General features: G+C 35.8%; 21 protein-coding genes and 2 pseudogenes. 8 read left to right on the forward strand and 15 right to left on the reverse strand.

Annotation, left to right across the window (positions count from 1 at the left end; all coding sequences use genetic code 11):
- Window positions 1-146: 146 nt before the first annotated feature.
- The 4 genes from murJ (at window position 147) to BA1379B_RS04055 (ending at window position 4,033) form a co-directional block, all read left to right on the forward strand.
- Window positions 147-1,709: a murein biosynthesis integral membrane protein MurJ gene (murJ, locus tag BA1379B_RS04040; protein ID WP_035007102.1), complete on the forward strand. Its 1,563-nt coding sequence runs from the start codon at window positions 147-149 to the stop codon at window positions 1,707-1,709.
- Window positions 1,710-1,794: 85 nt separating this feature from the next.
- Window positions 1,795-2,865, forward strand: a complete 1,071-nt coding sequence (gene trpS / locus BA1379B_RS04045) for a tryptophan--tRNA ligase (protein ID WP_035007101.1) — start codon at window positions 1,795-1,797, stop codon at window positions 2,863-2,865.
- A gap of 46 nt (window positions 2,866-2,911) precedes the next feature.
- Window positions 2,912-3,403, forward strand: coding sequence for a universal stress protein (locus BA1379B_RS04050; protein WP_035007098.1), 492 nt, complete (start codon window positions 2,912-2,914; stop codon window positions 3,401-3,403).
- A 57-nt stretch (window positions 3,404-3,460) separates the two neighbouring features.
- Window positions 3,461-4,033, forward strand: coding sequence for a NifU family protein (locus BA1379B_RS04055; protein ID WP_078673881.1), 573 nt, complete (start codon window positions 3,461-3,463; stop codon window positions 4,031-4,033).
- Window positions 4,034-4,619: 586 nt separating this feature from the next.
- Here BA1379B_RS04055 and cyoE read toward each other — a convergent pair.
- The gene (cyoE, locus tag BA1379B_RS04060; RefSeq protein WP_078673882.1) at window positions 4,620-5,555 is read right to left on the reverse strand and encodes a heme o synthase; all 936 of its coding nucleotides are present in this window, start codon (window positions 5,553-5,555) and stop codon (window positions 4,620-4,622) included.
- 401 nt (window positions 5,556-5,956) lie between these two features.
- Between cyoE and BA1379B_RS04065 the strand changes: the two genes are divergently transcribed.
- Both BA1379B_RS04065 and tldD read left to right on the forward strand, forming a co-directional pair.
- On the forward strand, window positions 5,957-6,493 hold the full coding sequence (locus BA1379B_RS04065; RefSeq protein ID WP_078674108.1) for an invasion associated locus B family protein: 537 nt from the start codon (window positions 5,957-5,959) through the stop codon (window positions 6,491-6,493).
- Window positions 6,494-6,588: 95 nt separating this feature from the next.
- Window positions 6,589-8,007, forward strand: coding sequence for a metalloprotease TldD (gene tldD, locus BA1379B_RS04070; protein WP_078692407.1), 1,419 nt, complete (start codon window positions 6,589-6,591; stop codon window positions 8,005-8,007).
- Window positions 8,008-8,074: 67 nt separating this feature from the next.
- On the opposite strand, the gene BA1379B_RS04075 is transcribed toward tldD, so the two are convergent.
- The 7 genes and pseudogenes from BA1379B_RS04075 to BA1379B_RS04105 form a co-directional block, all read right to left on the reverse strand.
- Window positions 8,075-9,328 carry a class I SAM-dependent RNA methyltransferase gene (locus BA1379B_RS04075; RefSeq protein WP_078692408.1) on the reverse strand — a complete coding sequence of 418 codons (1,254 nt, stop codon included), beginning with the start codon at window positions 9,326-9,328 and terminating at the stop codon, window positions 8,075-8,077.
- Window positions 9,318-10,065: pseudogene (locus BA1379B_RS04080) on the reverse strand (TlyA family RNA methyltransferase). Before BA1379B_RS04080 ends, BA1379B_RS04075 begins: the two are co-directional and overlap by 11 nt.
- Window positions 10,066-10,067: 2 nt before the next feature.
- Window positions 10,068-11,990, reverse strand: a complete 1,923-nt coding sequence (gene dxs, locus BA1379B_RS04085) for a 1-deoxy-D-xylulose-5-phosphate synthase (protein WP_078673884.1) — start codon at window positions 11,988-11,990, stop codon at window positions 10,068-10,070.
- A gap of 449 nt (window positions 11,991-12,439) precedes the next feature.
- Window positions 12,440-12,694, reverse strand: coding sequence for an exodeoxyribonuclease VII small subunit (locus tag BA1379B_RS04090; protein WP_035007081.1), 255 nt, complete (start codon window positions 12,692-12,694; stop codon window positions 12,440-12,442).
- Window positions 12,695-12,701: 7 nt separating this feature from the next.
- Window positions 12,702-13,814 carry a 3,4-dihydroxy-2-butanone-4-phosphate synthase gene (gene ribB / locus BA1379B_RS04095; protein ID WP_035007080.1) on the reverse strand — a complete coding sequence of 371 codons (1,113 nt, stop codon included), beginning with the start codon at window positions 13,812-13,814 and terminating at the stop codon, window positions 12,702-12,704.
- A 1,197-nt stretch (window positions 13,815-15,011) separates the two neighbouring features.
- Entirely contained in the window at window positions 15,012-15,830 is an 819-nt protein-coding gene (gene fabI / locus BA1379B_RS04100) for an enoyl-ACP reductase FabI (RefSeq protein ID WP_078673885.1), read from the reverse strand.
- Window positions 15,831-15,953: 123 nt separating this feature from the next.
- Window positions 15,954-16,853, reverse strand: a complete 900-nt coding sequence (locus BA1379B_RS04105) for a DnaJ C-terminal domain-containing protein (RefSeq protein ID WP_035007078.1) — start codon at window positions 16,851-16,853, stop codon at window positions 15,954-15,956.
- Window positions 16,854-17,171: 318 nt separating this feature from the next.
- On the opposite strand from BA1379B_RS04105, the gene pdxH reads away from it, so the two are divergent.
- Window positions 17,172-17,795, forward strand: a complete 624-nt coding sequence (gene pdxH / locus BA1379B_RS04110; RefSeq protein WP_035007077.1) for a pyridoxamine 5'-phosphate oxidase — start codon at window positions 17,172-17,174, stop codon at window positions 17,793-17,795.
- Between the two features lie 84 nt (window positions 17,796-17,879).
- Here pdxH and ubiA read toward each other — a convergent pair.
- Window positions 17,880-18,883, reverse strand: a pseudogene (gene ubiA / locus BA1379B_RS04115) (4-hydroxybenzoate octaprenyltransferase).
- 91 nt (window positions 18,884-18,974) lie between these two features.
- Between ubiA and purD the strand changes: the two are divergent.
- Window positions 18,975-20,249 carry a phosphoribosylamine--glycine ligase gene (gene purD, locus BA1379B_RS04120; protein WP_078692409.1) on the forward strand — a complete coding sequence of 425 codons (1,275 nt, stop codon included), beginning with the start codon at window positions 18,975-18,977 and terminating at the stop codon, window positions 20,247-20,249.
- Window positions 20,250-20,253: 4 nt separating this feature from the next.
- Here the strand turns inward: purD and BA1379B_RS04125 are convergent, their stop codons facing one another.
- From BA1379B_RS04125 to BA1379B_RS04150, 6 genes are all read right to left on the reverse strand, one after another.
- Window positions 20,254-20,823, reverse strand: a complete 570-nt coding sequence (locus BA1379B_RS04125) for a YcxB family protein (protein ID WP_035007074.1) — start codon at window positions 20,821-20,823, stop codon at window positions 20,254-20,256.
- A gap of 121 nt (window positions 20,824-20,944) precedes the next feature.
- Complete coding sequence (locus BA1379B_RS04130) at window positions 20,945-21,472, reverse strand: DUF6101 family protein (protein WP_035007073.1); 528 nt, start codon at window positions 21,470-21,472, stop codon at window positions 20,945-20,947.
- 147 nt (window positions 21,473-21,619) lie between these two features.
- Window positions 21,620-23,029, reverse strand: a complete 1,410-nt coding sequence (locus BA1379B_RS04135) for an FAD-binding oxidoreductase (protein ID WP_035007071.1) — start codon at window positions 23,027-23,029, stop codon at window positions 21,620-21,622.
- A 2-nt stretch (window positions 23,030-23,031) separates the two neighbouring features.
- On the reverse strand, window positions 23,032-23,994 hold the full coding sequence (locus BA1379B_RS04140) for an L-threonylcarbamoyladenylate synthase (protein ID WP_035007069.1): 963 nt from the start codon (window positions 23,992-23,994) through the stop codon (window positions 23,032-23,034).
- On the reverse strand, window positions 23,994-24,632 hold the full coding sequence (locus tag BA1379B_RS04145; RefSeq protein WP_078673887.1) for a ribonuclease HII: 639 nt from the start codon (window positions 24,630-24,632) through the stop codon (window positions 23,994-23,996). The genes BA1379B_RS04140 and BA1379B_RS04145 overlap by 1 nt, the downstream gene beginning before the upstream one ends.
- 624 nt (window positions 24,633-25,256) lie before the next feature.
- Window positions 25,257-26,033, reverse strand: coding sequence for an energy transducer TonB family protein (locus BA1379B_RS04150; RefSeq protein WP_236829041.1), 777 nt, complete (start codon window positions 26,031-26,033; stop codon window positions 25,257-25,259).
- Window positions 26,034-26,244 lie beyond the last annotated feature (211 nt).

The raw sequence follows: 26,244 nt of genomic DNA on the forward strand, positions 1-26,244 counted from the left end.
CCATAGAAATGTCATCAATGATGCAGATATGCTCTTATTGACAGAAAAACAAATATCATCATAAAATACTCTATAATATATTTACCATATTTTATTATTGAGAATAACTATTATATTCTCCCTTATTACAAACCCGATATATCCTCATGAACCTGATTAAAAAATTTATAACAGTAGCTTCTGGAACTCTCACAAGCCGTTGTTTTGGCTTTGTCCGTGAAATGCTCATGGCAGCAGCTCTTGGAACAGGTCCTGTATCTGATGCGTTTAACGCTGCCTTTCGCTTTCCTAATACCTTCCGTCGTTTTTTTGCTGAAGGAGCCTTTCAAACAGCGTTTGTTCCTCTTTTTTCTAAAAAAATCACAGAAAATGGATCAGAAAACGCATGCAAATTCGCAGAAGAAGTGTTTGGTGTTTTATTTTCATTACTCTTACTTCTCACTATTGTTATGGAATTGAGTATGCCTTTTTTGGTTCGCACACTGATTGCACCAGGCTTTGCAGAAGATGCTACAAAATTTAACGCTACAATCCGTTTTACTGCTATCATGTTCCCCTATTTAGCATGTATGTCTTTAGCAGCGATGATGGGAGGAATGTTGAATGCACTCCAACATTATTTTGTTGCAGCTATTGCCCCTGTTTTTCTAAATATTATCTTGATATGCGTACTCACCTATGCTTGGATCTATCAACTTGATACTTGGCATATTGGATTAAATCTGTCCTGGGGGGTAACAGTATCAGGTCTCGTCCAATTAGCTCTTATAACAATAGCCTTACGGAAAAGCGGAATGAAGCTTTCCCTCCGCCTACCTCATTTTAGCCCCAATGTCCGTCAACTGTTAATTTTAGCCTTCCCTGCTGCTATCACAGGAGGAATTACACAAATTAATCTATTGATCAATACTAATATCGCTTCTAGCCAATCAGGTGCGGTTTCTTCTCTTGTTTATGCTGATCGTCTCTATCAATTGCCCCTTGGAGTAGTCGGTATCGCTATTGCTACGGTTCTTCTCCCCGAATTAACAAAAGCGCTACGCAACAAAAAACACACAGATTCTGATGAATTACAAAATCGCGCAATTGAGTTCTCTTTATTTTTAACTTTCCCTGCATCGGTTGCTTTTCTGCTTATCTCTAATCCCATTATCAGCCTTCTCTTTGAACGAGGTCAATTTACCAGTGCCTCAACAAATAATGTTGCTCAATTGGTTCAGCTTTATGGAATTGGTCTTCCAGCTTTTGTACTCATAAAAGTTTTTATTCCTAATTTTTTTGCTCGCGAAGATACAAAAACACCCATGATTTTTGCAGGCATTTGTGTTTTTATCAATATCAGCCTAGCCTTAACATTATTCTCATGTTTGTCAGCACGAGGTATTGTCATTGCTGAAATTACTGCCGGCTGGGTTAACATCTTATTGCTGTGTGGCACTCTCCTTAAACGAGGCTATTGGAAATACGATGCACAACTAATAAAGCGAATAGCATCTCTCATAATCGCCTCTTTCTTCATGGCTCTCACTTTGTATTACTCCATCAGCTTCTTTTCCGCGCCTTTATCACCACAAGCATCATTTTTCTTGCGTGCAAGCTCCTTAGCAGGATTACTTATTATCGCAACATCAGTTTATTTTATTATTTGTCTTTTATTTGGAACAAATTATTTGTCATTCTTACGTAAAAATGTGAAACAGCACCTCTAATATTTCTATTATTTTCAGAAATATATTTTATCACAATATATTTAGCATATAATATAATATCATAAGAAAGAGAAAGGCCTTTTCTATGGATACCTTTACACCTCTTGTTTTTTCTGGTGTACAACCGAGTGGTCATCTGCATCTTGGCAATTATCTTGGAGCCATCAAACAGTGGGTAGATCTGCAAACATCCTATAAGTGTCTCTATTGTATTGTCGATATGCATGCCCTGACCATTAATCCAGATCCACTTAGTTTGGCAGAGTCTACTTATATGATGACAGCGGCCTTTTTAGCTGCCGGCATAGATCCTCAAAAACAAATTATTTTCAACCAATCACGTGTTTTTCAACATGCGGAATTGGCGTGGATCTTTAATTGTATTGCACGTATCGGCTGGCTCCAACGCATGACACAGTTCAAAGATAAAGCAGGAAAAAACCGTGAACAAACATCCCTTGGACTTTTTGCCTATCCAAGTTTAATGGCTGCTGATATTTTAATCTACCACGCAACACATGTGCCAGTGGGAGAGGATCAAACACAACATATTGAATTAACACGCGATATTGCACAAAAATTCAACAGTATTTATGCTGATCGTATTGCAAATTTAAATTTTGGTATTTCTATGCCAAATGGTGAAAAAAATGAACAAAATTTTTTTCCAATGCCAGAGGCTATTATTAACAAAACAGCCATGCGTATTATGTCTTTACGTGACGGCACAAAAAAAATGTCAAAATCAGATCCTTCCGACTTTTCACGAATTAATTTGATCGATGATACTGATCTTATCGTACAAAAAATACGCAAAGCAAAAACCGACTCCACTTCTCTTCCTGATACGCTAAATGATTTACAAGAACGTCCAGAAGTTAATAATTTATTGGGCATCTATGCTTCTTTTGCTGAAATCAGCAAAGAAAAAGCACTATTAGAGTTTTCAGGAAAACAATTTTCACTTTTTAAATCAGCTTTAGCTGACCTCATCGTCCATAAGCTAGCACCAATAACACAAGAATTGCGCCGTCTATATCAAGAAAAAACCTATATTAATTCTGTCCTGTTTGATGGTGCACAACGTGCAAGTCTTTTAGCAGAAAAAAATATGAAAAAAGTTCGTGAAATTGTCGGTTTTGTACACAATATATAAAAGAAAATAGCTAAACTTTAACCTTTAAAATTAGAAATAAAATGACATGCTCTCTAAGCGAAAAAGTCAAGAAATAAATCATAAACGAAAAATTTTGGTGATCATTGATGAAACACCTGAATGTCGGCGTGCTGTGATTTTTGCTGCACAACATGCTAAAAACACGAACGGTACCTTAATTTTGCTCTCTATTATTGACAACTCAAGATTTCAGCCTTTCCTGGGTGTCGACAAAGTTATGCGGATGGAATCAGCAGCACACGCCTGTGTAATCCTAGAAAAAATAGCTGATGATGTGCGCACTACTCAAGCTCTTGAAGCAGAAACAATTATGCGTGAAGGAGAAAAAATTAATGAAATTTTTAAACTAATTAATGAAGATCAGGATATCGCCCTCATTGTTTTAGCTGCAAGTTGTCATACAGAACGACCAGGACCGCTTATCCAATCCATTGCTTATCGGGGAAGTACTTTTCCTGTCCCCGTTACTATTATTCCAAGTGATCTCCCTGAGGAAGAAATTAAAGTTGTTGCCTAGAAACAATACTTCTATATGAATTCTCTTTTGCAACTGTAAGTAATGAAAGAGTAATATATGTTTATTCAAACTGAAAGCACACCGAACCCTACGACACTTAAATTTTTACCAGGTCGTATTGTCCTTCCTCAAGGAACCCTGGAGTTTCACAATCGCGAAGAAGCTGCTAAAAATTCTCCTCTTGCGGCAAAATTATTCAATATTCCAAATATAAAAAGCGTTTTTCTGGGATATGATTTTATTACTATAACTAAAAATGATGGAGAGTGGCAACATCTTAAACCAGCGATTTTAGGTACAATTATGGAACATTTTCTCTCCAATGATCCTGTTATCACTACAGAAGCCAATCTGCCTAATAAAGAATTTTTTGATGAAAAAGATACTGATATTGTTGTTGTCATCAAAGAATTGCTTGAAACGCGTGTACGTCCAGCTGTAGCCAATGATGGGGGTGATATCACCTTCTGCGGCTTTGAAAACGGGATTGTTTACCTCAACATGAGAGGTGCTTGTGCTGGATGCCCTTCTTCAACAGCAACCCTTAAACATGGTATTGAAAATCTTTTACGGCATTTTATTCCAGAGGTATTAGGTGTTGAAGCTATGCCGCAAAATACTGTACTGTAAAAGAATATTCACTAAAAAATTTGGAACTAAATAGCAAATTTATAATATGATTTAATGTATCCTAAATCACAAACATTGCACTTTATAAAAAAGATTGTAAAAAATATTTCATAAATGCAAACAATGAAAATCGCTGATATTTTTTAAAAAAATTGGAAATTAAAAAAGATGAACGGCTCATAAGATACATCTATTTTTAAAGTATAATATTGCTTTGCTCATTTAACTGTCTATAATTTTTAAGCTTTATATACAAAGAACGAGTTATCATGTGATCTTACAACTTTGATTTTGGTATTTTGGGCCTTTTCAACAGTAGGAAAACATTGTTCATAGCTAAACAGATAACAATCTAAAAGTATTATCTGAGTTCCATTAATACTGATTTTAAAACGCACTTTTTCTGCAGATCATCAAGGATAAGAGTTATTAATATTTCTGAACTTTTCAGAGGATGTAAACTAAATATCTACCTATTAATAAGATCTCTTATCTTCAGATAACTTTAGATCTCTCAAAAGAAATGCTGCACCTACGATATATAATTATTATATTAATGTATAACTTTTTGATAAATTAAAAAACACTAAAAAATGATAAATTGCTTAAGAAAGGATTCAACTAAAAGGGTCCCAAATATAGCAGATAAATAAAATAGCGAAAAGAAAAATACTTTTTTTGCCATAACAACTGTTTCATCATATCCTTTAGCTTTCCATAAACGATAAGAAAGATAGATAAAAATAGTGCTTAAAATTGTTGAAAAAATACCATAGATAATACCTGAAAAACCTATAATATAAGGTCCAATAGCGCATATTGCCATAATAATCGTATAAATCAAAATCTGGTTTTTCGTCGATTGCTCTCCTCGCATATTAGGCATCATAGGAATACCCGCTACATCATAATCAAAAGATGAGAAGAGAGAAAGAGACCAAAAATGTGGCGGAGTCCACATAAAAATGATTAAAAATAAGAGGAAACTCTCAAAACTTACTGTACCTGTTGCAGCTGCCCACCCAATCATTGGCGGAAAAGCTCCAGCTGCACCACCAATCACAATATTTTGAGATGTTATAGGCTTTAACCAAATTGTGTAAATAACAACATAGAAGAAAATTGTAAAAGTAAGAAAAAACGCCGTAAACCAATTAATGAAAATTCCCATAATCAAAACTGAGAATATAGAAAGAGCTAAACCAAAAATAAATGCTTGCCTACGGCTGATTTTACCAGTCGGAATAGGACGCTTTTGGGTACGTTTCATCATCGCATCAATATCAGATTCATACCACATATTAAGCGCTCCCGCACCACCACCACCTAAAGCTATACACAAAATAGCTAAAAAAGCATGCAGCGGACTCATAGCACCAGGTGATAATATTAACCCAACCAGAGCTGTAAATATAACAAGCGACATAACTCGCGGCTTCATCAATGTAATATAATTATAAATCTTAGCTACTATCGAGCTTAATTTACCATTTTTAACCAATAATTCTCTTGAAACAGACATTCCGTCAAAGAACCTTTTTCATCTATATTACCCACAAACAAACATTGTCTAAAATATAGGAAGAACCAATTAGTGTTACAGTTTTTTAAAGAATGTACAATACTCTTAATTTGACACATACCTAATGTAGATTAGAAATAACTGTAATAAGAGCATACTTTTTAATTGTATTCAAGAAATGTACCACAAAACACTCTACCAAATATCATATATCAAACACTAAAAGACTATGTTTTCATCAAATACTAACCATTTTAAATTTCCATTTTTGTTGTATATCTTACGAACTCATATCTTCGAAAAAACCTGACTTTATAATTATTTTATCAAAAAAATCAAAATTTTACTTTTCATGAAAAGCTATACACAATAATATGATAGCGATTCGGGTAGGGCTTTTTATGACATTTTATCAATTTCTCAAAAAAAACTTTTTTAGCATTCTTATTTACGCATTTTGCAATGTCTTCGCCAATCACGTTATTGCACAAACACCCAATACGCAAAGTGTTCCTGCTCCACAAACTTATGGTGCATGGACAAAAATTTGCTCTTTGCCACCAGGCACGCCTAACGTACAATGTGAAATTGTCCAAGAGGTTCGTACACAAGAGCGTCGCGATATTACCTTTCGTGTAGCATTTCAAAAATTGCCTCAAAACCAAGGGGTTTTGATGCGTGTTTTTGTTCCGATCCGAGTTGAATTGCAGTCTGGAATTAGAATTAAAATTGATAATGAAAATATAGGAAGAATGGAATATCGTCGTTGTTTAGGTAATAATTGTGTTGCTGAAGCGCTTCTTAAAGAAAATGCAATACAACACTTTTTAGAAGGTAAAGTAGCAACCTATATTATCTTTACAACTCCTGAACAAGGAATCGGAGCTCTAATTGATCTTAATGGTCTTAAAGAAGCCTATGCGACTTTGTCATCATAAATACTCCCCCTATAAATAAAATAGTTTTTGCTTTTAGCTCCACAAATAAAACAAAATGGACAAATTTTGAGTACCAACAAAATAGGATAATCACTATGAAATCGCTGATTGACCATTTTGATATTTCTTCACAAAAAGTACAATCACTTGTACAAGAAGCGCTTCATAAGGCTGATGATGGTGAACTTTATCTTGAATATACAGAAAGTGAAGTTCTTCTATTTGATAATGGACAACTTAAAAATGGTTCATTTCACCAAGATATAGGATTTGGTTTACGCGTGGTTGCCGGAGAAACCACTGGATATGCTCACTCTGATGAACTATCAGCAGCTGCACTTAAACGTGCGAGTGAAACAGCTAAAACTGCAACCTATAATAATCATGCGGGACCTTATAGTGCAGCTCCTAAACCGACAAGCAAAAGTCTTTATCAATCCCAAAGTCCTCTTGTTTCTCCATCATTTGAAGAAAAAAGTGCACTTTTGCAAAAAATTGATGCATATTTACGTGAAAAAAATGATAAATTGCATCAAGTAACTGTTGCTCTTTCTGGTTCATTACAGCATATTGAAATTTTACGAGCTGATGGACATCTTGTTCGTGACATTCGTCCTCTCGTACGGCTCTCTATATCCGTAGTTGCTGCCGATAGTAATCGACGCGAAAATGGTTCCTATGGCTGTGGTGGACGACAAATGTTTGACCAATTCATTTGTGAAGAGAACTGGAAAAAAGCTGCTGATGAAGCTTTACGAATAGCCTTAATCAACCTAGAAGCAGAAGAAGCACCAGCTGGAACATTTGATGTTGTATTAGCCAATGGATGGCCTGGTGTTATGCTTCATGAAGCTGTTGGACATGGTCTGGAAGGAGACTTCAATCGTAAAAAAACATCTGCTTTTTCTGGACTTTTAGGCCAACAGGTTGCTGCGCAAGGTGTTACCATTGTTGATGATGGTACAATCCCTGGATGCCGTGGTTCACTCACAGTTGATGATGAAGGAACGCCATCAAATCATAATGTTTTGATTGAAGATGGAAAACTCGTTAATTATATGCAAGATAGACTAAATGCTCGACTGATGGGAATGAAACCAACTGGAAATGGACGCCGTGCATCCTATGCACATGCACCAATACCGCGAATGACCAATACAATAATGTTGAGTGGAGATAAGACACCTGAAGAAATTTTATCCTCATTAAAAAACGGTATCTATGCTGTTTCTTTTGGTGGCGGACAAGTCGATATTACATCTGGAAAATTTGTATTTGAATGTACCGAAGCTTATCGAGTAGAAAATGGGAAAATCATAGCTCCAATCAGAGGTGCAACCCTTATTGGTAATGGACCAGATGCTATGAAACGCATTACAATGATTGGTAATGATAGCAAACTTGATAATGGCATAGGAATGTGCGGCAAAGCAGGACAGAGCGTTCCTGTTGGTGTGGGACAACCTCATTTGCGAATTAATAATATGACAATTGGTGGAACAGCAGTTTCATAGAATGAATTGAATATAATTAATCTGGAAATTTCCCAATTTTATTTAAAAAAGCCTTTTTATTGTTCAGCTAAAGCTTCCAACTTTTCTTCGTTTTTTGTTTTCTTAAAGTTGCAACAATTTCAATATGAGGTGACCATAAAAATTGATCAATTGGTACAACTTTTTCAATTATATAACCACCAGCAACAAGAAGTGATAAATCACGAGCCAATGTAATAGGATTGCACGAAACAGCTACCACACGTGCTACCGTTGTCTTGTCCAACTCATTTACCTGCTCCTCTGCTCCAGACCGTGGTGGATCAAAAACAACACTATCAAAGCATTCAAGCTCCTTTGCAGAAAGTGGACGACGAAATAAGTCACGTTTTTCACAAACCACTGTCTTTAAACCAGTAGCAATACGTGCTGCCTGATCAAGGTTAGCTAGAGCTTCTCCATTGTTTTCTATTGCATGAACATTCATCTTTTTCGCCATGCGTAAAGTAAAAGTCCCTACTCCTGCAAATAAATCAGCAGCATTTTTTGCTTTTTTTAAATGAGCTAAAATAATCTCACCCATAACAGTTTCCGCTTCAAAAGTTGCTTGAAGAAAACCACCAATAGGAAACTCAACACAAACATCTCCAAAGTAGATCACCGGTTTTTCTTGTTCAACTAAGACCTCACCTTCAATGGATAAACGTGTAATTCCACATGAAAGAGCTACACATATCATTTTTTGACGAGTAAACTCATTTTGGACAACACAATTACTTAAAGCAACATCAAAACCGTTTTCGACAGCTGTTACTGTTACATGAAACCGTTTGGCGTTATTTCTTAAAAGAGCGCATATAGCCCTAATATCATCCAATTTAGACAAAATCTCTGAACGAGTAACTGGACATTCTTTAATAGCTATAATGTCATGAGATCGATAACGATTAAAACCAACAATATGGTTTTTTTGAATCACAGATGCTGTTAAAGTAACTTGTCGACGAGTATAATTTCCACATTCAATTAATGGAGAAATAACAGCATCAAGACTATATCTTTTAAATGCATCAACAACCAATTGCCGCTTCCAAGAGCGATAAGCATCAAAATGCCAATGCTGAAGCATACATCCTCCACATACCTCAAAATGTTGACAAACAGCATCAACACGCTCTAGCGATTTCTCTTTTAGAGTAATAGGTGTACCGTATTTTCCATGAAGGGCAACATTAACAACCTCTCCAGGCAGAGTAAAAGGTACAGAAATTGAACCATATGCTGTTTTGGCAATACCATGACCATTCACGCCAACATGATCAATTACAACATCACTGCTCACTTTTTTCTCCGAATAACAAATATTCTAAATTACCATCAACACCTGTAATAGGTGAAGGAAGTAAACCTTTTGCTGTCCATCCTATTTGAGTATTCAGCCAATCAAAAAGTTCTTCAGCAACTCTTTTGGCTACTAACGGATCTTTTAATATTCCTCCTTTACCAATACCCGCTCGACCAACTTCAAATTGAGGTTTTACCAATAAAACTGCTTGAGCACTCTTTTTTGTTAAAGATAAAACCGATGGTAATGCAAGTTTAAGAGAAATAAAACTGACATCTGATACAATAAGATCAATCTCATGACCATTTAAATGTTCCTGTTTCAAATCTCTAACATTCAGACCCTCTAGTAAAGTTATCGCATCGTTACCAGATAAACGAACATCAAATTGATTGTGACCAACATCAAGAGCAATGACATGAGAAGCGCCTCGTTCTAAAAGAACTTGTGTAAAACCACCCGTCGATGCACCAACATCAATTGCAGTAATTTTATTTGTCATCACAGGAAACACATCAAGTGCATAAAGAAGTTTCAATGCTGCACGAGATACATAACTTTGCGCAGGATCAGAAACCGTAATCGTCGCGTCATCAGGAATCATTTTTCCAGCTTTAAAAACAATTTCTCCATTCACTTTAACTGTTTTTCGTGCCACTGCATCACGTGCCCGTGAACGCGTTACAAAAAAAAATTTCAACTAAGAGAACATCCAGTCTTTTTGTGACTGCCATATTTACACTCGAGTTCGCGATATAGGCCGAGGTTTACGCCCTAAAGCACTAAAAACGGCATTAATAATACCTGTCGCATCAAGCCCAATCTGTGAGAGAACTTTATCTGGCAAACCATGATTTAAATATTCATCAGGAAACTTTAAGGTACGGACTTTTAAGCCATGCTCTAAGAGTCCTTCTTGTGCCAAAAACTGTAGTAAATGCGCTCCAAAGCCACCTATTGCTCCTTCTTCAATTGTTATTAAGACTTCGTGCTCCCGCGCTAACCGACGCATCAAATCCTTATCCAAAGGCTTTGCAAATCTAGCATCTGCAACAGTCGTAGACAATCCTTCTGCCACTAATTCATCAGCTGCAACCAATACTTCAGACAACCGTGTCCCAAAACAAACCAGAGCGATTTTACTTCCTTCACACAAAAGACGCCCTTTTCCAATTTCAAGCAATTCACCCCTCTGCGGCAAATCCATACCAACACCCTGACCACGGGGATAACGAAAAGAAATAGGTCCTTGATCATAAGCTGCCGCTGTACGCACCATATGCATAAGTTCAACTTCATCAGAAGGTGCCATAACCACAAAATCAGGAAGAGTTGCCAAAAAAACAATATCAAAACTCCCCGCATGCGTCGCACCATCTGCTCCAACAAATCCTGCTCTATCAATAGCAAAACGCACCGGTAATTTTTGGAGTGATACATCATGAACAATTTGATCATAAGCACGCTGTAAAAAAGTAGAATAAATCGCAACAAAGGGTTTATATCCCTCACATGCAATCCCTGCAGCAAAAGTTACAGCGTGCTGCTCAGCAATACCGACATCAAACATCCTTTTTGGAAATTTTTCAGAAAAAGAGTCAAGCCCTGTTCCATTTGGCATTGCTGCCGTAATGCCAACAATTTTATTATCATGTGTAGCCTCCTCTATTAAAGCTTGAGAAAACACTTTAGTATAAGAAAGAGAGCTACTTTGTGCTTTAACTTGTTTACCTGTAATGACATCAAAACGATTAACACCGTGATATTTATCAGATGATGCCTCTGCGGGTGGATACCCTTTCCCTTTATGCGTTACCACATGCACTAAAACAGGACCATCAGGGCATTCACGAACATTTTTCAAAACAGGTAACAAATGTCCAAAATTATGACCATCTATAGGCCCAACATAGTAAAAACCAAGCTCATCAAACAAGGTTCCCCCAGCAAAAAAACTACGTGCAAATTCTTCTGAATAACGCGCTTTCTCCGAAAAGAATTTTGGTAACTTTTTGCTTAAAATCCTTACCCGTTCACGCAAACTGCGGTAAGATGGACGTGAAACTAACCGTGCAAGATGAGCGCTCATAGCGCCTGTAGGAGATGCAATAGACATATCATTATCATTAAGGATAACAATCAAACGTGCATCCAAAGCACCAGCATTATTCATCGCTTCATAAGCCATACCTGCAGATATAGCGCCATCACCAATCACAGAAATAATGTTGCGTTTTTCTTCAGCTTCCAATGCACTAACCATTGCCATACCAAGACCTGCCGAAATAGAAGTGGAAGAATGGCCAGCACCAAATGGATCATACACACTTTCCGAACGCTTTGTAAAACCTGATAGACCACCCTCTTGACGTAATGTGCGAATTCTATCTCTGCGACCCGTTAAAATTTTATGAGGATAGGTTTGATGCCCAACATCCCAAATAATCCTATCATCAGGGGTATTAAAAACATAATGCAGTGCAATAGTGAGTTCAACAACACCAAGCCCTGCCCCAAGATGACCGCCTGTTACAGAAACTGCGTCAATTGTCTCGGTGCGCAATTCATGAGCCAACTGTAGCAAATCAGACTCCGGCAATGCTCGCAAATCTTGCGGTAAATGAATCAGATCAAGCAGTGGCGTTAATGGGCGAGACAAAAAGAACTCCTTATATTATCAGTATAGAGCAATCAATTATGCTATCTTGTTCCTTCGATATCTTTTTAGAATTCATACCTTAACAGATGTTTCAATTGCTGGTTCTTTATAAAAAATGGTCCTGTATGAACAGAATATAAAACATAAATAATGATGTAGATATCATGATGTATACGAATATTCAATGAAGTGTAGATAGCTCTCATCATAAGAGTCTTATACACTGCATAAATAATATTTTTAACAATCACTTATGATCAAGAATAAAAGACAATATGGATATACACAATGCATGATAATTATGTAGATATAATTACAATTATATCCATATGTTTTGATGTTTCATATACGCCCTTTTGACTCGCTTATGTCAAGAAATGAGATTAACAAGTTTATTGCATATAAGCTTTTTGTACTTCTTGTACTCAAAAAATAAAAAATGACTTACATCATTCAGGGTCTAGTGGTTCTACCCCTTCGGGTTTTCCCTCATCTGAAAGTTGAATTTTTTCAACTTTAGCTTCAGCTACTTTTAATAACTTATCGCAATGATTTTTAAGAGCTTCACCACGTTCATAAATATCAATCGATTGTTCCAAAGGAACATCTCCACGTTCTAAATTTTCGACAATCGCTTCAAGCTGTTTTAGCGCTTCCTCAAAACTCAACGTAGCAATATCCTCTTTTTTCGTGCCTTGCTTCATATAATCCTCACAAGATATCTGTTCTAGATATGCGAATTCCAAAACCTTCTAAACCAACATAATGACGTTCCTTAGAAGCATAAACAATAACAGAACTAATCCCTAAATGTCTCAAAATTTGTGCTCCTAAACCAATTTGGCGCCACTCTTTTTCACGTTCAATCGCCTGCATATGATTTTCTAAATCTCTTTTTGTTATTTCCTGATTATCAATAGCTGATTGACAATCAACACCAACAAATCCTCCTCGCAGATAAACAAATACACCCCGTTTTTCCTTTTCTACCATACGACGCATAATAACTTCAATATTTGAAGCTTGACCAAAAACATCATTCAAAATGTTCTCACGATGCAAACGTACTGGAATATCCTCACCATCACGGATATCACCAAAAACAATCGCAACATGTTGAACTCTCTCCCAAGGCAGTTGATAACTTTGAACCACAGCTGGCCCTACGAATGTTTCAATTTGCATTTCTCCGACATGTTTTATTAGCGTCTCTTTACACTGGCGATAAGCAATAAGATCAGCAACTGTTATTGTATGCAACTGATGATCTTGCGCAAATTTTATAACCTCATCTCCATGTTTAACACTGCCATCATCATTGACTAGTTCACCAATCACACCAACTGGTGACAAACCAGCTAATTTACATAAATCAACCGCAGCCTCAGTATGTCCTGATCGCATCAAAACACCACCCTCATGTGCAATTAAAGGAAAAATATGTCCCGGACGCACAAAATCATTAGCACTAGCATTTGGATTAGCAAGATTACGCACTGCTAATGTACGATCGTGTGCTGAAATCCCTGTTGTTATTCCATATTTAAAATCAACAGTAACAGTAAACTTGGTACAATGCATTGAATCATTATCTGATACCATAGGAGTTAAATTCAATCGTTGCGCTTTCTCCTTCGGCAAAGGAGCACAAATAATACCGGATGTATAACGCATAATAAATGCCATTTTTTTTTCTGTACAATGGACAGCAGCAACGATTAAATCACCTTCATTTTCGCGATCATTATCATCCATAACCACAACAATTTCGCCGCGTTCAAAAGCCTGAATAGCAGAAACAACCTTTTTCTGATTATACATTATTGCTTTTCCTTCCTATACAACCAATTTGATCGCAATTCCTCAGCTAATGATCAGCAATAGCACAAGAAACTATTGATTCACTAAAAATAATAATCCGAATCGCAACACTCGTTCGTGATAACATCTACGTTTTTACCATCAACATCAATTGAACAATAAAAAGCTAAAATCAATAATATGGGCTTAACTATAAAATACACAAAAATCGGCTATTTCCTTGATATTCTGTTTATAATATCGGTTAAAAATGTAATTTTTATCACTTATCATTCGCATTTCAGCTATATTTCCTTCACTGATCCAACAGGTAACAGCATAGCCTTCACAAATTTTATATCCTAAACTGTATTCATTAACATTTAAAATGATAATATGCTGATCAAGTCTTGCATAAATTAAGTTTTCCTAACCATAATGAAACATTTTCTGCAATAATATCAATGGAAGTAGTTTATTTATATAATCAGTGAAAACATTTCATAAGCAGAAAATGTAAAAAAGGATTATTATCGACCTCTGACCACTTCCATCGACCACAATTATTGATTAGGGATAATCACTATCACCGCCCCCCAAACAATCAAATCAAGAATAATTTTGCGTGCAAATATACCTAGCGCAACATGCTCTATTATTTCAGCTGTTGCAGTACGCTCACCATTATAACAATAAAGAATTTCATATTTAACATCATATATAAAACCTGCATAACTTAGATAATAATAATTAACTATTATATTATAATCTTCTAATCACTGATCTGTACCCTAAATAAATATTGAAACTAGCATTCCTATTGTTACTCATGTTATAGCATCAACCTGAGTAATAACTCCTGAAAGAACTTCTACCTGACTTAATTCTTGACGTTATGCTTTAATTTTGATTGTTCTGCTCACCATTATCAAGATATGACTGAATTTCTGTAAAAGTGAAAATAATCCCTAGAGAACAATCCTCAATAATGTACTCAACGCACAACTTAACTCCATATTCTCATACCATATTGTCACACGAAATAAATGATCAATGTATAGGCGATATGGAAACAGTCTCATTTTTTAAATATACAAAACCACAGCACACAAAATACAGATAATCAAGTACATTAATCTGCAAGCAAGATCATCTCACTTAAGACTATTATTAACCATTTCAACTGTAGTCAAATTGTTACTGATAAAGTAAGCTCACCCCTTACTCTTTAATAACGGAAATATCTGGTGCATCAACGGCTTTCATACCTATAATATGATACCCTGAATCTACATGATGTACTTCTCCCGTAACAGAACGAGATAAATCTGAAAGAAAGTATAGCGCAGAATCACCAACCTCTTCTATTGTCACTGTACGACGTAAAGGAGCATTATACTCATTCCATTTAAGAATATAACGAAAGTCACCAATACCGGAAGCAGCCAACGTTTTTATAGGCCCTGCTGACAAAGCATTAACACGAATATTCTTCGGTCCTAAATCTACAGCTAAATATTTTACGCTAGCCTCAAGAGCAGCCTTAGCAACCCCCATCACATTATAGTTAGGAACAACTTTCTCAGCACCATAATAAGTCAATGTTAAAATCGAACCACCACCTGACATCAACTTTTCTGCACGCTGTGTAAGAGCTGTCAAAGAATAAACAGAAATATTCATTGTCATCATAAAATTTGATTCGCTGACATCAATGTAACGACCGCTTAATTCATCTTTGTCAGAAAAACCAATAGCATGAACTAAAAAATCAAGCTTACCCCATTTTCTTTCTATTTCATTAAAAACTGTATCAATAGATTTACTATCAGATACATCACAATGACCACAAACAATTCCTCTTACTTCTTCGGCCAAAGGTTCAACACGCTTCTTCAATGCTTCACCTTGATAAGTAAAAGCAAGCTCTGCTCCTGCAGCACTTGCTGCCTTAGCTATTCCCCATGCAATAGATCGATTATTGGCCAACCCCAAAATTAGACCACGCTTACCGCATAATAAATTATTACTATCAGCCATTAACATTGCCTCATCGCAACAAAAAATTAATATTACCCACTTGCCTATGGCACAGGTAAACTTTTTCTTCAAGCAGTTGGTTTAAAATCAAATCAAAACTATAATTTCGTCTTATAAACAATCTTAACTCTTCTCCATTTGCAAGAACTGTTCTAATGCAGGATCCTTTTTGGGTAACATGATACGAACATGCACATAAAGGTCATCTCTTTCTCCATTTTTTAAATGAAGTCCTTTCCCTTTTAGCCGTAAAACACGATCAGAACTTGACCATGCAGGAATTGTTACAACGACGCGTCCTTCTAATGTCTGAATTTCCTCTTTTGTTCCCAACACAGCGTCTTTAAGAGGAATTGGCAAATCAAGATGAAGTGCCCTTCCTTCAACTCGTAAACGAGGATGTTTTTGGATATGAATCGTTACCAACGCATCCCCTGATTGTCCATACGGAACTTTTTCTCCCTGACCTTTTAAACGGATAGTTTGCCCATCTTCAACATAAACCGGAAGCTTAATTTTTAGTTTTTTGCCATTAGGAAAAATTGTTTCCACCTTTTCTGCACCAACCATCTGTTCCAAGGTTACAGAAAGACTAGTCCGAATATGAGCTCCTTGTTGAGACTGATTATGTTGTGTAGAATGCGAGAAACCTCTTCCTTTTCCAAATAAATCACGAAAAATATCGCTTGCGTCAAAACCTACACCACTTGAAGAACCAAAGTCAAACCCTCCTGTACTTCCTGAAAAAGGATTATGTCCTTCTCTAAAATGTCCTCCAGCGCTATAAGCTTGATGGAGTGGTTTTCCTTCTGCATCAATTTCACCCCGGTCAAATTGTATTTTTTTATCTTTATCTCCTATAATTTCATAGGCTTGATTCACTTCAGCAAACTTTTCTTTAGCCTTCACATCACCCATATTATGATCTGGATGATATTTTTTCGCTAGTTTTCTGAATGCAGATTTAATCTCTTGCGGTCTTGCGGTGCGCGCCACACCTAGAACTGTATAGGGATCACGCATATTGTCTTCTTTCCAGTTTTGTCATTTTTAATATCAACCGGTATATTTTTAGTAATTTTATTCTTGAATCAATTTAACTAAAGTAATTTCTACTTTATCTATATGTTTATAAATAAATGGAAATACCATATGGAATAAATATTTTTATACCTAACATAATGTATTGCAACTCATACTAAAAACCAACATCATTAAAAAACTATGATAAAAATATGTAATATTATTAATTTTTCAAAATAAAAAGAGCAGTCTTTTGTTAGCTGATATAAAAAACGACCCTGATAATCCTTCATTCATGCTAATTGATAAAAGTCTATTATGAACAATACAACACAAACAAATGATAACTTTGTACAAATACAAGATCCCTTTGTACTCTTTACACAGTGGCTTGAAGAAGCAACAACAAGCGAAATCAATGATCCAAATGCTATGGCTTTAGCAACAGTAGATACAACAGGCTTACCTAACGTTCGCATGGTTCTTCTCAAAGATTTCAGTTCTAGAGGATTTATCTTCTACACAAACTACGAAAGTTGCAAAGGACAAGAAATTTTAGCATCAATGAAAGCATCCTTAGGCTTTCATTGGAAATCACTCCGTCGTCAAGTTCGAATCAGGGGAAACGTTGAAAAAGTCAGCACTGAGGAAGCAGATGCATATTTTCAATCACGTCCACGTGGAAGCCAAATTGGCGCATGGGCATCTAAACAATCTCAAATATTAGAGAACCGCTTTGCTCTTGAAAAAGCAATCACCGAATATACCGCACAATATGCTGCAAAAAAAATCCCACGCCCACCTCACTGGTCTGGATTTTGTGTAAACCCTCTTTCTATTGAATTCTGGCGTGATCGCCCATTCCGTTTACATGATCGCTTACTCTTTACACGAGACTCTATTAAACAAAACAGCTGGAAGAAGCAAAAACTCTATCCTTAATTCTTAAACTCTCAAAACAATACGTTTCCTGTTTATATGATAACAAATTTCTACTTCATAGATTATTTTATATTGTCATAAATATCACAAAATCACAGAATATAATACCGCCGAGATTTCTCCGCATACCAAACCAACAAAGATCAAAAAACCAACAAACGAATTAGACTTGAAAAGTCGTAAACATTGTAAATTATTGTCAATATCAATAACTTTAATTTGTATAAACATATGGATCGCTGCGATAAAAATCCCTAAAAAACTCAGAATAGGAACTTGAGCCAAATAAAATGCCAAGCTGGTTAAAATCACAAAACCACCATATAAAAATATCAATGCATATTTCGTTTTTTTACCAAAGAGAAGTGCCGTAGAACGAACACCAACAATCACATCATCATCTTTATCTTGATGAGCATAAATTGTATCATATCCTATCGTCCATAGAATTGAGCCTCCATAAAGTGCTATTGGAGCCCAACTTAAACTCCCATGTACCGCAGCCCATCCCATTAATGCTCCCCAATTAAATGCAATACCTAAAAAAAATTGCGGCCAATTTGTTATACGTTTCATAAAAGGATAAAGTATAACTGCTACCAGTGATGAAAGACCTAAAAAAAAGTAAATTTATTAAATTGCAATAAAACACCTAGGCCTATAATACATTGTATCAATATAAAAATTTTTGCCTGAAACCGACTCACTTGACCAGTGGGCAATGGGCGAGAACGTGTTCGTTCTATTTTAGAATCAATTTCTTGATCAACAAGGTCATTCCATGTACAACCTGCACCCCGCATAGCTATAGAGCCTACGAAGAATAAAAAAAGATACCAAATCCAATTAACAACACTCGACAAAATAGATAATTGTGACATCTCACAAGAAATAGCCATAGTTGTTGACCAAAAACAAGGCCACATCAATAGTTTCCATCCAATAGGCCTGTCCCATCGAGCTAATTGAGCATATAGCCATAAAGAACAAGGAAGAAAATCATAAACCCACTGTTTTGGCACTGCATCCATAACTCGTCCCTGCTTATCACAGGACTGAATATGCAAAATATCTTTACTTTTTTTCATTAAATGATTTCACCTTTTAGACTTGCAATAGAAATATTTCATTCTTATGACAAATAATCAGTTTAACCATCTTCTATGATAGGAGCAAGCAATGAACGTTCTTCTTATAGGTTCAGGCGGACGAGAACATGCTTTAGCATGGAAAATAGCAGCATCTCCACTGCTAACGAAATTATATTGTACTCCTGGAAATCCTGCAACAATGGAATTTGGTACAAATATTAACTTAGACATTAATGATCATTGTAGTATCATTAATTTTTGTAAAAAAAATACTATTGATCTCGTAGTTGTCGGTCCAGAAGCCCCATTAGTAGGGGGTATAACAGATGCCCTTAATGCAGCTCATATCTGTGTATTCGGACCGAATCAAAAAGCTGCTCAGCTAGAAGGCTCAAAAGGTTTTACAAAAGACCTGTGTTACAAAAATAATATTCCTACAGCTCCTTATCAACGCTTTGATAATGCTTTGAAAGCTAAATCTTATATTCATCAACAAGGTATTCCTATCGTTATTAAAGCTGATGGTTTAGCTGCCGGTAAAGGCGTTGTAGTTGCTATGACAATGGAAGAAGCATTTGATGCAATTGATTCTTGTTTTGAAGGGACATTCGGCGATGCAGGAAAAGAAGTAGTTGTTGAAGCTTTCCTCGAAGGAGAAGAAACAAGTTTTTTCTGCCTTTGTGATGGCAAAATAGCTATCCCCTTTGGATCTGCACAAGATCATAAACGTATTGGTGATGGTGATACAGGTGTCAATACAGGTGGCATGGGAGCCTATTCACCAGCTCCTATCATGACGGAAGAAATGGTTAACCGTACTCTTCAAGAAATTGTTACACCAGCTCTACGCGGTCTAGCTGAAATGGATATATCTTTTAAGGGAATTCTCTTCGTTGGGTTGATGATAACACAAAAAGGTCCCCAATTAATTGAGTTTAATGTGCGATTTGGTGATCCTGAGTGCCAAGTTTTAATGATGCGTCTAAAAGATGATATTCTTCCACTTTTTCTTGCAGCGGCTCAAGGAAACCTTGAAAAGAAAAATCTTCAATGGTCTGAAGAAACTGCTTTAACAGTTGTTATGGCCGCTAATGGCTACCCTGTTTCTCCTCAAAAAGGGAGTGTAATTCGCAATATTGATAAAGTAAATTCTCTCCCTAATGTAAAAGTTTTTCAAGCTGGTACAGCCTTATGCAATGGAGAATTAATTGCGAATAGCGGACGTGTTTTAAATATAACAGCAACAGGAAAAACCATAAAAATCGCTCAAAAACGCGCTTACGAAGCGGTGGACTGTATTGATTGGCCAGAAGGTTTTGTACGCCGTGATATTGGATGGCGAGCTATCATGCGAGAAAATTAGATTTTTAAAGTCTTTTTTTAGGACTCGTAATTTCACGTGATAGAATAGTGCGTAAATCAGCTAACTGCTCTTTAGTCATGATAGCTTTAGGAAGAATGTTGAATTTTTCCTCTGAAATATAGAGTGCTAAAAAATTTGGATACTCATGCCAATCATAAAACAGACGAAAAGGATAAGTGCCCTGTATATAAGAGTTTCGAATCGCAAGCGCATGATCATCCCATTGCCATACTTGTTTAAGACCTATTTGCTGATTATTTTTTACTAAACGATACGCTTTATGCGTTACTAAAACATAATAATTCAGTGCCCAAATAACACAAATAATTGCAGCATAAATGCAAGCCGTTTTGATAAGAGACTTTCCCCAATAATGCGTCCAATTTTGTCCCTCAATCATGATGAGAAAACCACAATAAACAGAAACACAAATCAGCCACAATATTAATAAATGTAAAAATGTCTTCAATCTTCTGGTATAACGACGACAATGCGCTTTTTGCGCTTCTATTGCCTTCTTTTGATCAAGTTCGAAGACAAGCATACGCCTTTTAATTTTTTCTGAATGTTTCAAATACTTACAATTCTTTTCTATTTTTATTAGATAGGAATTCAATTATCATGAATAAAAAGTCAAAACGCAAATGAAATAAATATACATGACTGCACAACATATAAAAATGAACGTATATTTTCTACAATGCAGTCTGATTGTTAATCATCAAACGTAAACCTAATGAATTATGCCCACGAAGTAAAAAACGCTTCTGTGCAGAATTAGGTGATACCATATGAAAAAATTGATGCATAATAGAACGATCTTGAACCTTGACAATATTGCTATACTCATCAATCATAAGCATAGGAAGATTGTAAATCTGCGTCCACAATCGCCAATCCAGAAAAACATTATTTAATTTTCTAGAAACTAACAGTGGAATACAAATCTCCTCATCTACATGAAATAGCTCTAATGTTATGGCTTTCTCACCTGAGAGAGTATCAACTATACGGGCTACAACCCCTCTAAAATGGTGAGCTGGGATCAAACGTGACAGTCTTGAAGAAGCCCCCAATTTAAAAAAAACACCACATTTATTTAACGAACAAACTATTTGATTACCCGTTTTTGATACAAAATATGTCGTTATTTGTGGCAAATGATACGGATCTAGTCGAAACTCAAGCACCGCCTTTGCCTGATTAAAGCATTGATTAGCCATACATAATATTCCCAATTTTTTCAATAAGCCACACAATCTAGCAGATTTTCTTCATTAGATTATTAACAAAGTTATATAAAAAAACTTAGTTTCTTTTTGGTTATTAAATTCTAAATAAAAATACAAAAAATATTTATTCTTCTGAAATTATAATATTTTTCCAGGATTCATAATTCCTAAAGGATCAAATATCTTCTTAATCTCTTGCATAATTTCTAATGAAACAGATGACTTAAAAGTACGTAGTTCTTCTCGTTTAAGCTGACCAATTCCATGTTCAGCAGAAAATGTGCCATGATATTGTATTGCTAAACAATGAATACGATGGTTTATTTTCGGCCATAATTTTAAAAATGCTGCAGTATCCGCTCCAACTGGTTGTGTAATATTATAATGAAGATTCCCATCACCCACATGTCCGAAACAAACTACTTGTGCACCTGGAATTATTTCTTCAACAATAAGAGCAGCCTCAGTAATAAAATCAGAAATGGAAGCAATAGGTACAGCAATATCATGTTTTATAGATCCTCCTGCTAATTTCTGTGCAGGTGATATACTTTCACGCAATTGCCAAAAAAAATCTTGCTGTTTTAATGATTGAGCAACAACTGCATCGTCAATAATAGAATTCTTTAAAGCCATTTCTAAAACAATATGCAATGCTGATAATGCATCGTTGTCACTTCGTGATGATGACATATTAATCAAAACATACCATTCATGCTCACGATCAAAAGGAGATCGGGAACACATCTTATAATTTAAAGCCATTTGAAAACTAAGTTTTCCCATGAGCTCAAAACCAGTCAATAATGTCCCCCCGTGGCATTGAGCAAGAGATAAAAGCTCTACAACTTTCGCTGGACTATCTAAACCTACAAGAGCAACTTCTTTCCCCTTTGGTTTTGGAAAAAGCTTTAAAACTGCTGCGGTAATAACTCCTAAAGTCCCTTCCGCACCAATAAAAAGATCTTTCAAATTGTAGCCGCTATTATCTTTCTTCACAAATCGCAAATCATCCAAAATACGTCCATCAGGTAAAACGACTTCTAAACCAAGACACAAATCACGCATATTACCATAAGCTAATCCCCCCGTTCCTCCAGCATTAGAAGATAGGTTACCTCCTATCTGACACGATTCTTCAGAAGCCAAAGAAAGAGGAAAAAAACGATTCATTTTATCAGCTTTTTTTTGTAACGTTTTTAGAATAACTCCAGCCTCTACTATAGCGAAATTATCCTTAAGATCCAATGATCGAATCTTATTCAAACGTTCCATAGATAAAATAACACTGTGCCCACTATCATCTGGCAACTGAGCACCTACAAGACCAGTATTTCCTCCTTGAGGAACAATCGGCGTACACGTTTGACTAGCCAAATGCATAATCAATGATACTTCTTTTGTAGAAGATGGCCGTAAAAGTAATGGCGATTTACCATGAAAAAGTCGACGATTTTCAAATAAATAAGGTGCAATCAGTGCCTGATCTGTTATAGCATATTCAGAACCGACAATGCTTTTAAAAGACTCAATTAAACCTTGCTCCATTTTTATTTCCCTTTTGGAGCCGCAGCGCGTATTAAACGATCATTAATAGCTTCCCCTAATCCGTAGAATGGAATAGGCTCCACTGCAATGCACTTCACTTCAAGTGAATCCAATTGCTGCATATATTGAAATAAATGGAATGCAGCTTCTTCTAATCGACCACTTGTACTCAGGTTCAGAACAGCAACGGCATTTTCAACACCTTCAATACGTTTAGGTCCAAATGCTAAAAGTGCTTCACCGCTTTTCACCTTTTTTACATTTAAACGCATAGAAGTATTAGGTGCATAATGTGATTTTAACATCCCTGGAGCTTCAATTGCAGTTTGCTGCTCCAAACGTTTTACAGACTTCTTTGCCACTTTTTCAATTTCTTCAATAGCTAATCCTCCTGGACGCAATAAATAAATATTTTCATCACAAATTTTAATAATCGTTGATTCAATCCCTATTTTTGAAGCTCCACCATCAATAATTAAAGGCACTGATGTTCCTAAAGATGTAAACACAGATAAAGCTGAAGTAGGACTCAATTTTCCTGATTGATTAGCACTAGGCGCTGCTAAAGGACGTCCAAAATGACGAATAACTTCTGCAAAGCCTCCCTTTGGAGAGCGAATAGCCAATGTATTAAGGCCAGCAGTTGTTAAAGGGTGAATATTATGATGAGCCTTTAATGGCAAAACTACAGTTAAAGGACCTGGCCAAAATGCTTCCATTAATCGACGTGAAAGCAAATCAATTTTCACATAACATTCTGCCATAACTATGTCACTTACATGAACGATAAGAGGGTTAAAGAGTGGTCGTGCCTTTGTAGAAAAAATAGACGCCACAGCCTTTCCATTTGTCGCGTCTCCAGCTAATCCATAAACAGTTTCTGTCGGCAAAGCCACTAATTGTCCTTGTTGAAAAATCGCAACTGCTTGGTTTATTGCAGCATTATTAAATGGTAAGATCGTCATTAAATACTATCCTTATAGCGTTCTTTAAGAGGAGAAAAACTATAACGATGTAATCTTACAATAGGCCCATACTTATCGATAGCTGCTCGATGTGCTACTGTTCCATAACCTACGTGCTTCTCTAAACCATAATTTTGATAAATCCGCCCAGCATATTGCATCATCCTATCACGAATTACTTTAGCAATAATAGACGCTGCCGCAATTGAAACTGAAGACTGATCACCTTTAATCAAAGCAACTGCAGGACAGGGCAGATCAGAAGGAATATCACGCCCATCAATCAACGCATAATGCGCTGAAATAGCAAGCCCTGTAATACAATGCCGCATTGCCTCTAAAGTCGCTTTTCTAATATTAGACTTATCAATTGTCCGAGCACAAAGACTAGCAACCGAAATCGCTAATGCATTTCGCAAAATTTCATAATAAAGTCTATTACGCTGTTGGCTAGAGAGTTTTTTTGAGTCATTCAAGCCTTCAGGAATACGGTCTTTATCTAAAATAACTGCTGCCGTCACTACAGGCCCAGCTAAAGGTCCACGACCAACTTCATCAACGCCTGCTATATAAAAGAAACCTTTTTTTTGCAAATCAAGTTCATATGAAAAATTTGGCTGAAATGGTACATCAAACATATCTAACAATCGCGAATATAAAAAAACATGCACCCATTTTTACATCACTACCTATTTTCTGCAAGCGCTATAGTAAGTAGTGTAAACTATTACCACATAGCGTAACAGTTAAATAATTTACCTTAGTTATATAAATGCATTGCTCATTTTCTATGTACAATAAAATAGTTTTACTTTTAAAAGGAATGATTTTCTTCTTTGCTCACCTTTTCTATTTCTTTCAATTGAGTATCTAAAAGGAGTATCCACATAAATTTCAGTTTCTCCTTTTAGTGTTTATTGAATAACATACATTCTTTTCAAAGACATAATTCAAAGTAATCTCAATTTCGTAAATCTCGCAAAGTTCGTTTTGTCATAAGGTTAAGCGTTTTTAATAATCTTCTCTTCCCTACCCCCTACATAATTACAACTGTATCTTTGTCATAAGCGTAAACATTTTTAGTCCCGTAGATAGGTAGTTAGACATACTAATAATGCTATAAACTTTTCTATCTCTATAAATCTAACAGAAACCATCTCAGTTATTCCCTCCCGATAACCAAGAATATCATAAGTTTCAATATATTACCCTTCTGAAAAATCCAAATACGATATATGATTTATATAGTCATTTTACTTTCTTTACTCGAACACCAAAGATACTCTAATAGTTTTATTCACCATTTCACGTGGTGGTGGAGGAAACATGTCAATACGTTTAAGTGCTGTCATAGCCAACCAATCAAGTTCCCGATTACCAGAAGAAAGCATAATACGGCTGGCAAAAATACCTCCTTGTTCATGCACTTTAAATTCTAACTGCACGACTCCTTGTGCACTACTAATACGCTGTCCTATAATGTAACTTTTTTGTTTTTCTAACTGTATTTGTACCTTTGCTAACCAACGTTCTGATAATGCACTGTCAAATGCCATTATATGATTATCCCTACTTTCAGAAAATGAATGTGCTTTTTTTTCATTACTTTTCTTCGCTGTAACATTCAGTGTTGATGATCGCTTTTTTATAAAAACTTTACGATTTATTTCTGATGGAGAAGATTTTTCCAAAGGTTTCAACACTTTCAAATCATTTTTTTCTGCGATAGACTGCAACTCTTCCGTAATCTGCCCCTCTTTTGATAGAGAATTTTCTGATTGAACTTTACTGAATTCTGATTTTGATATTTCTTCTTGTTTTAAAATATCAAACTCTACTATTTCTGTATCTAAATTAACATCGGAGTGCATAATCTCTGGTACAACAATTAACATAGCCATCGGTGAGAACATAAAATCATTCATATAAATACTTTTAAAATAAAATCGTGCTCCTATTCCAATATGTAAAACAAAAGAACACAAAAAAGCACCTATCCAAAGAGCTAATACTCGCCCAATACTTACACTCTTCATCATCTCATCTACCACCATTCTAAGCTAAATAATCGAAGCTCAGTTCTATTAAAACATGTCATCTTTAAAGCACAACTTTTTTCTTGACGATTTTTATCATGTTTAATATGATTATATTAGTAATTAAGTGTTTAGCTTACCAATTATGTGATTACAGTGTGTAATTAGTAAGATGAATATTTTTTGTGTGTGTTTTATATACGAAAGCTTAGGT

It is taken from the genome of Bartonella sp. A1379B, assembly GCF_002022485.1.
Taxonomy (GTDB): domain Bacteria; phylum Pseudomonadota; class Alphaproteobacteria; order Rhizobiales; family Rhizobiaceae; genus Bartonella; species Bartonella rochalimae.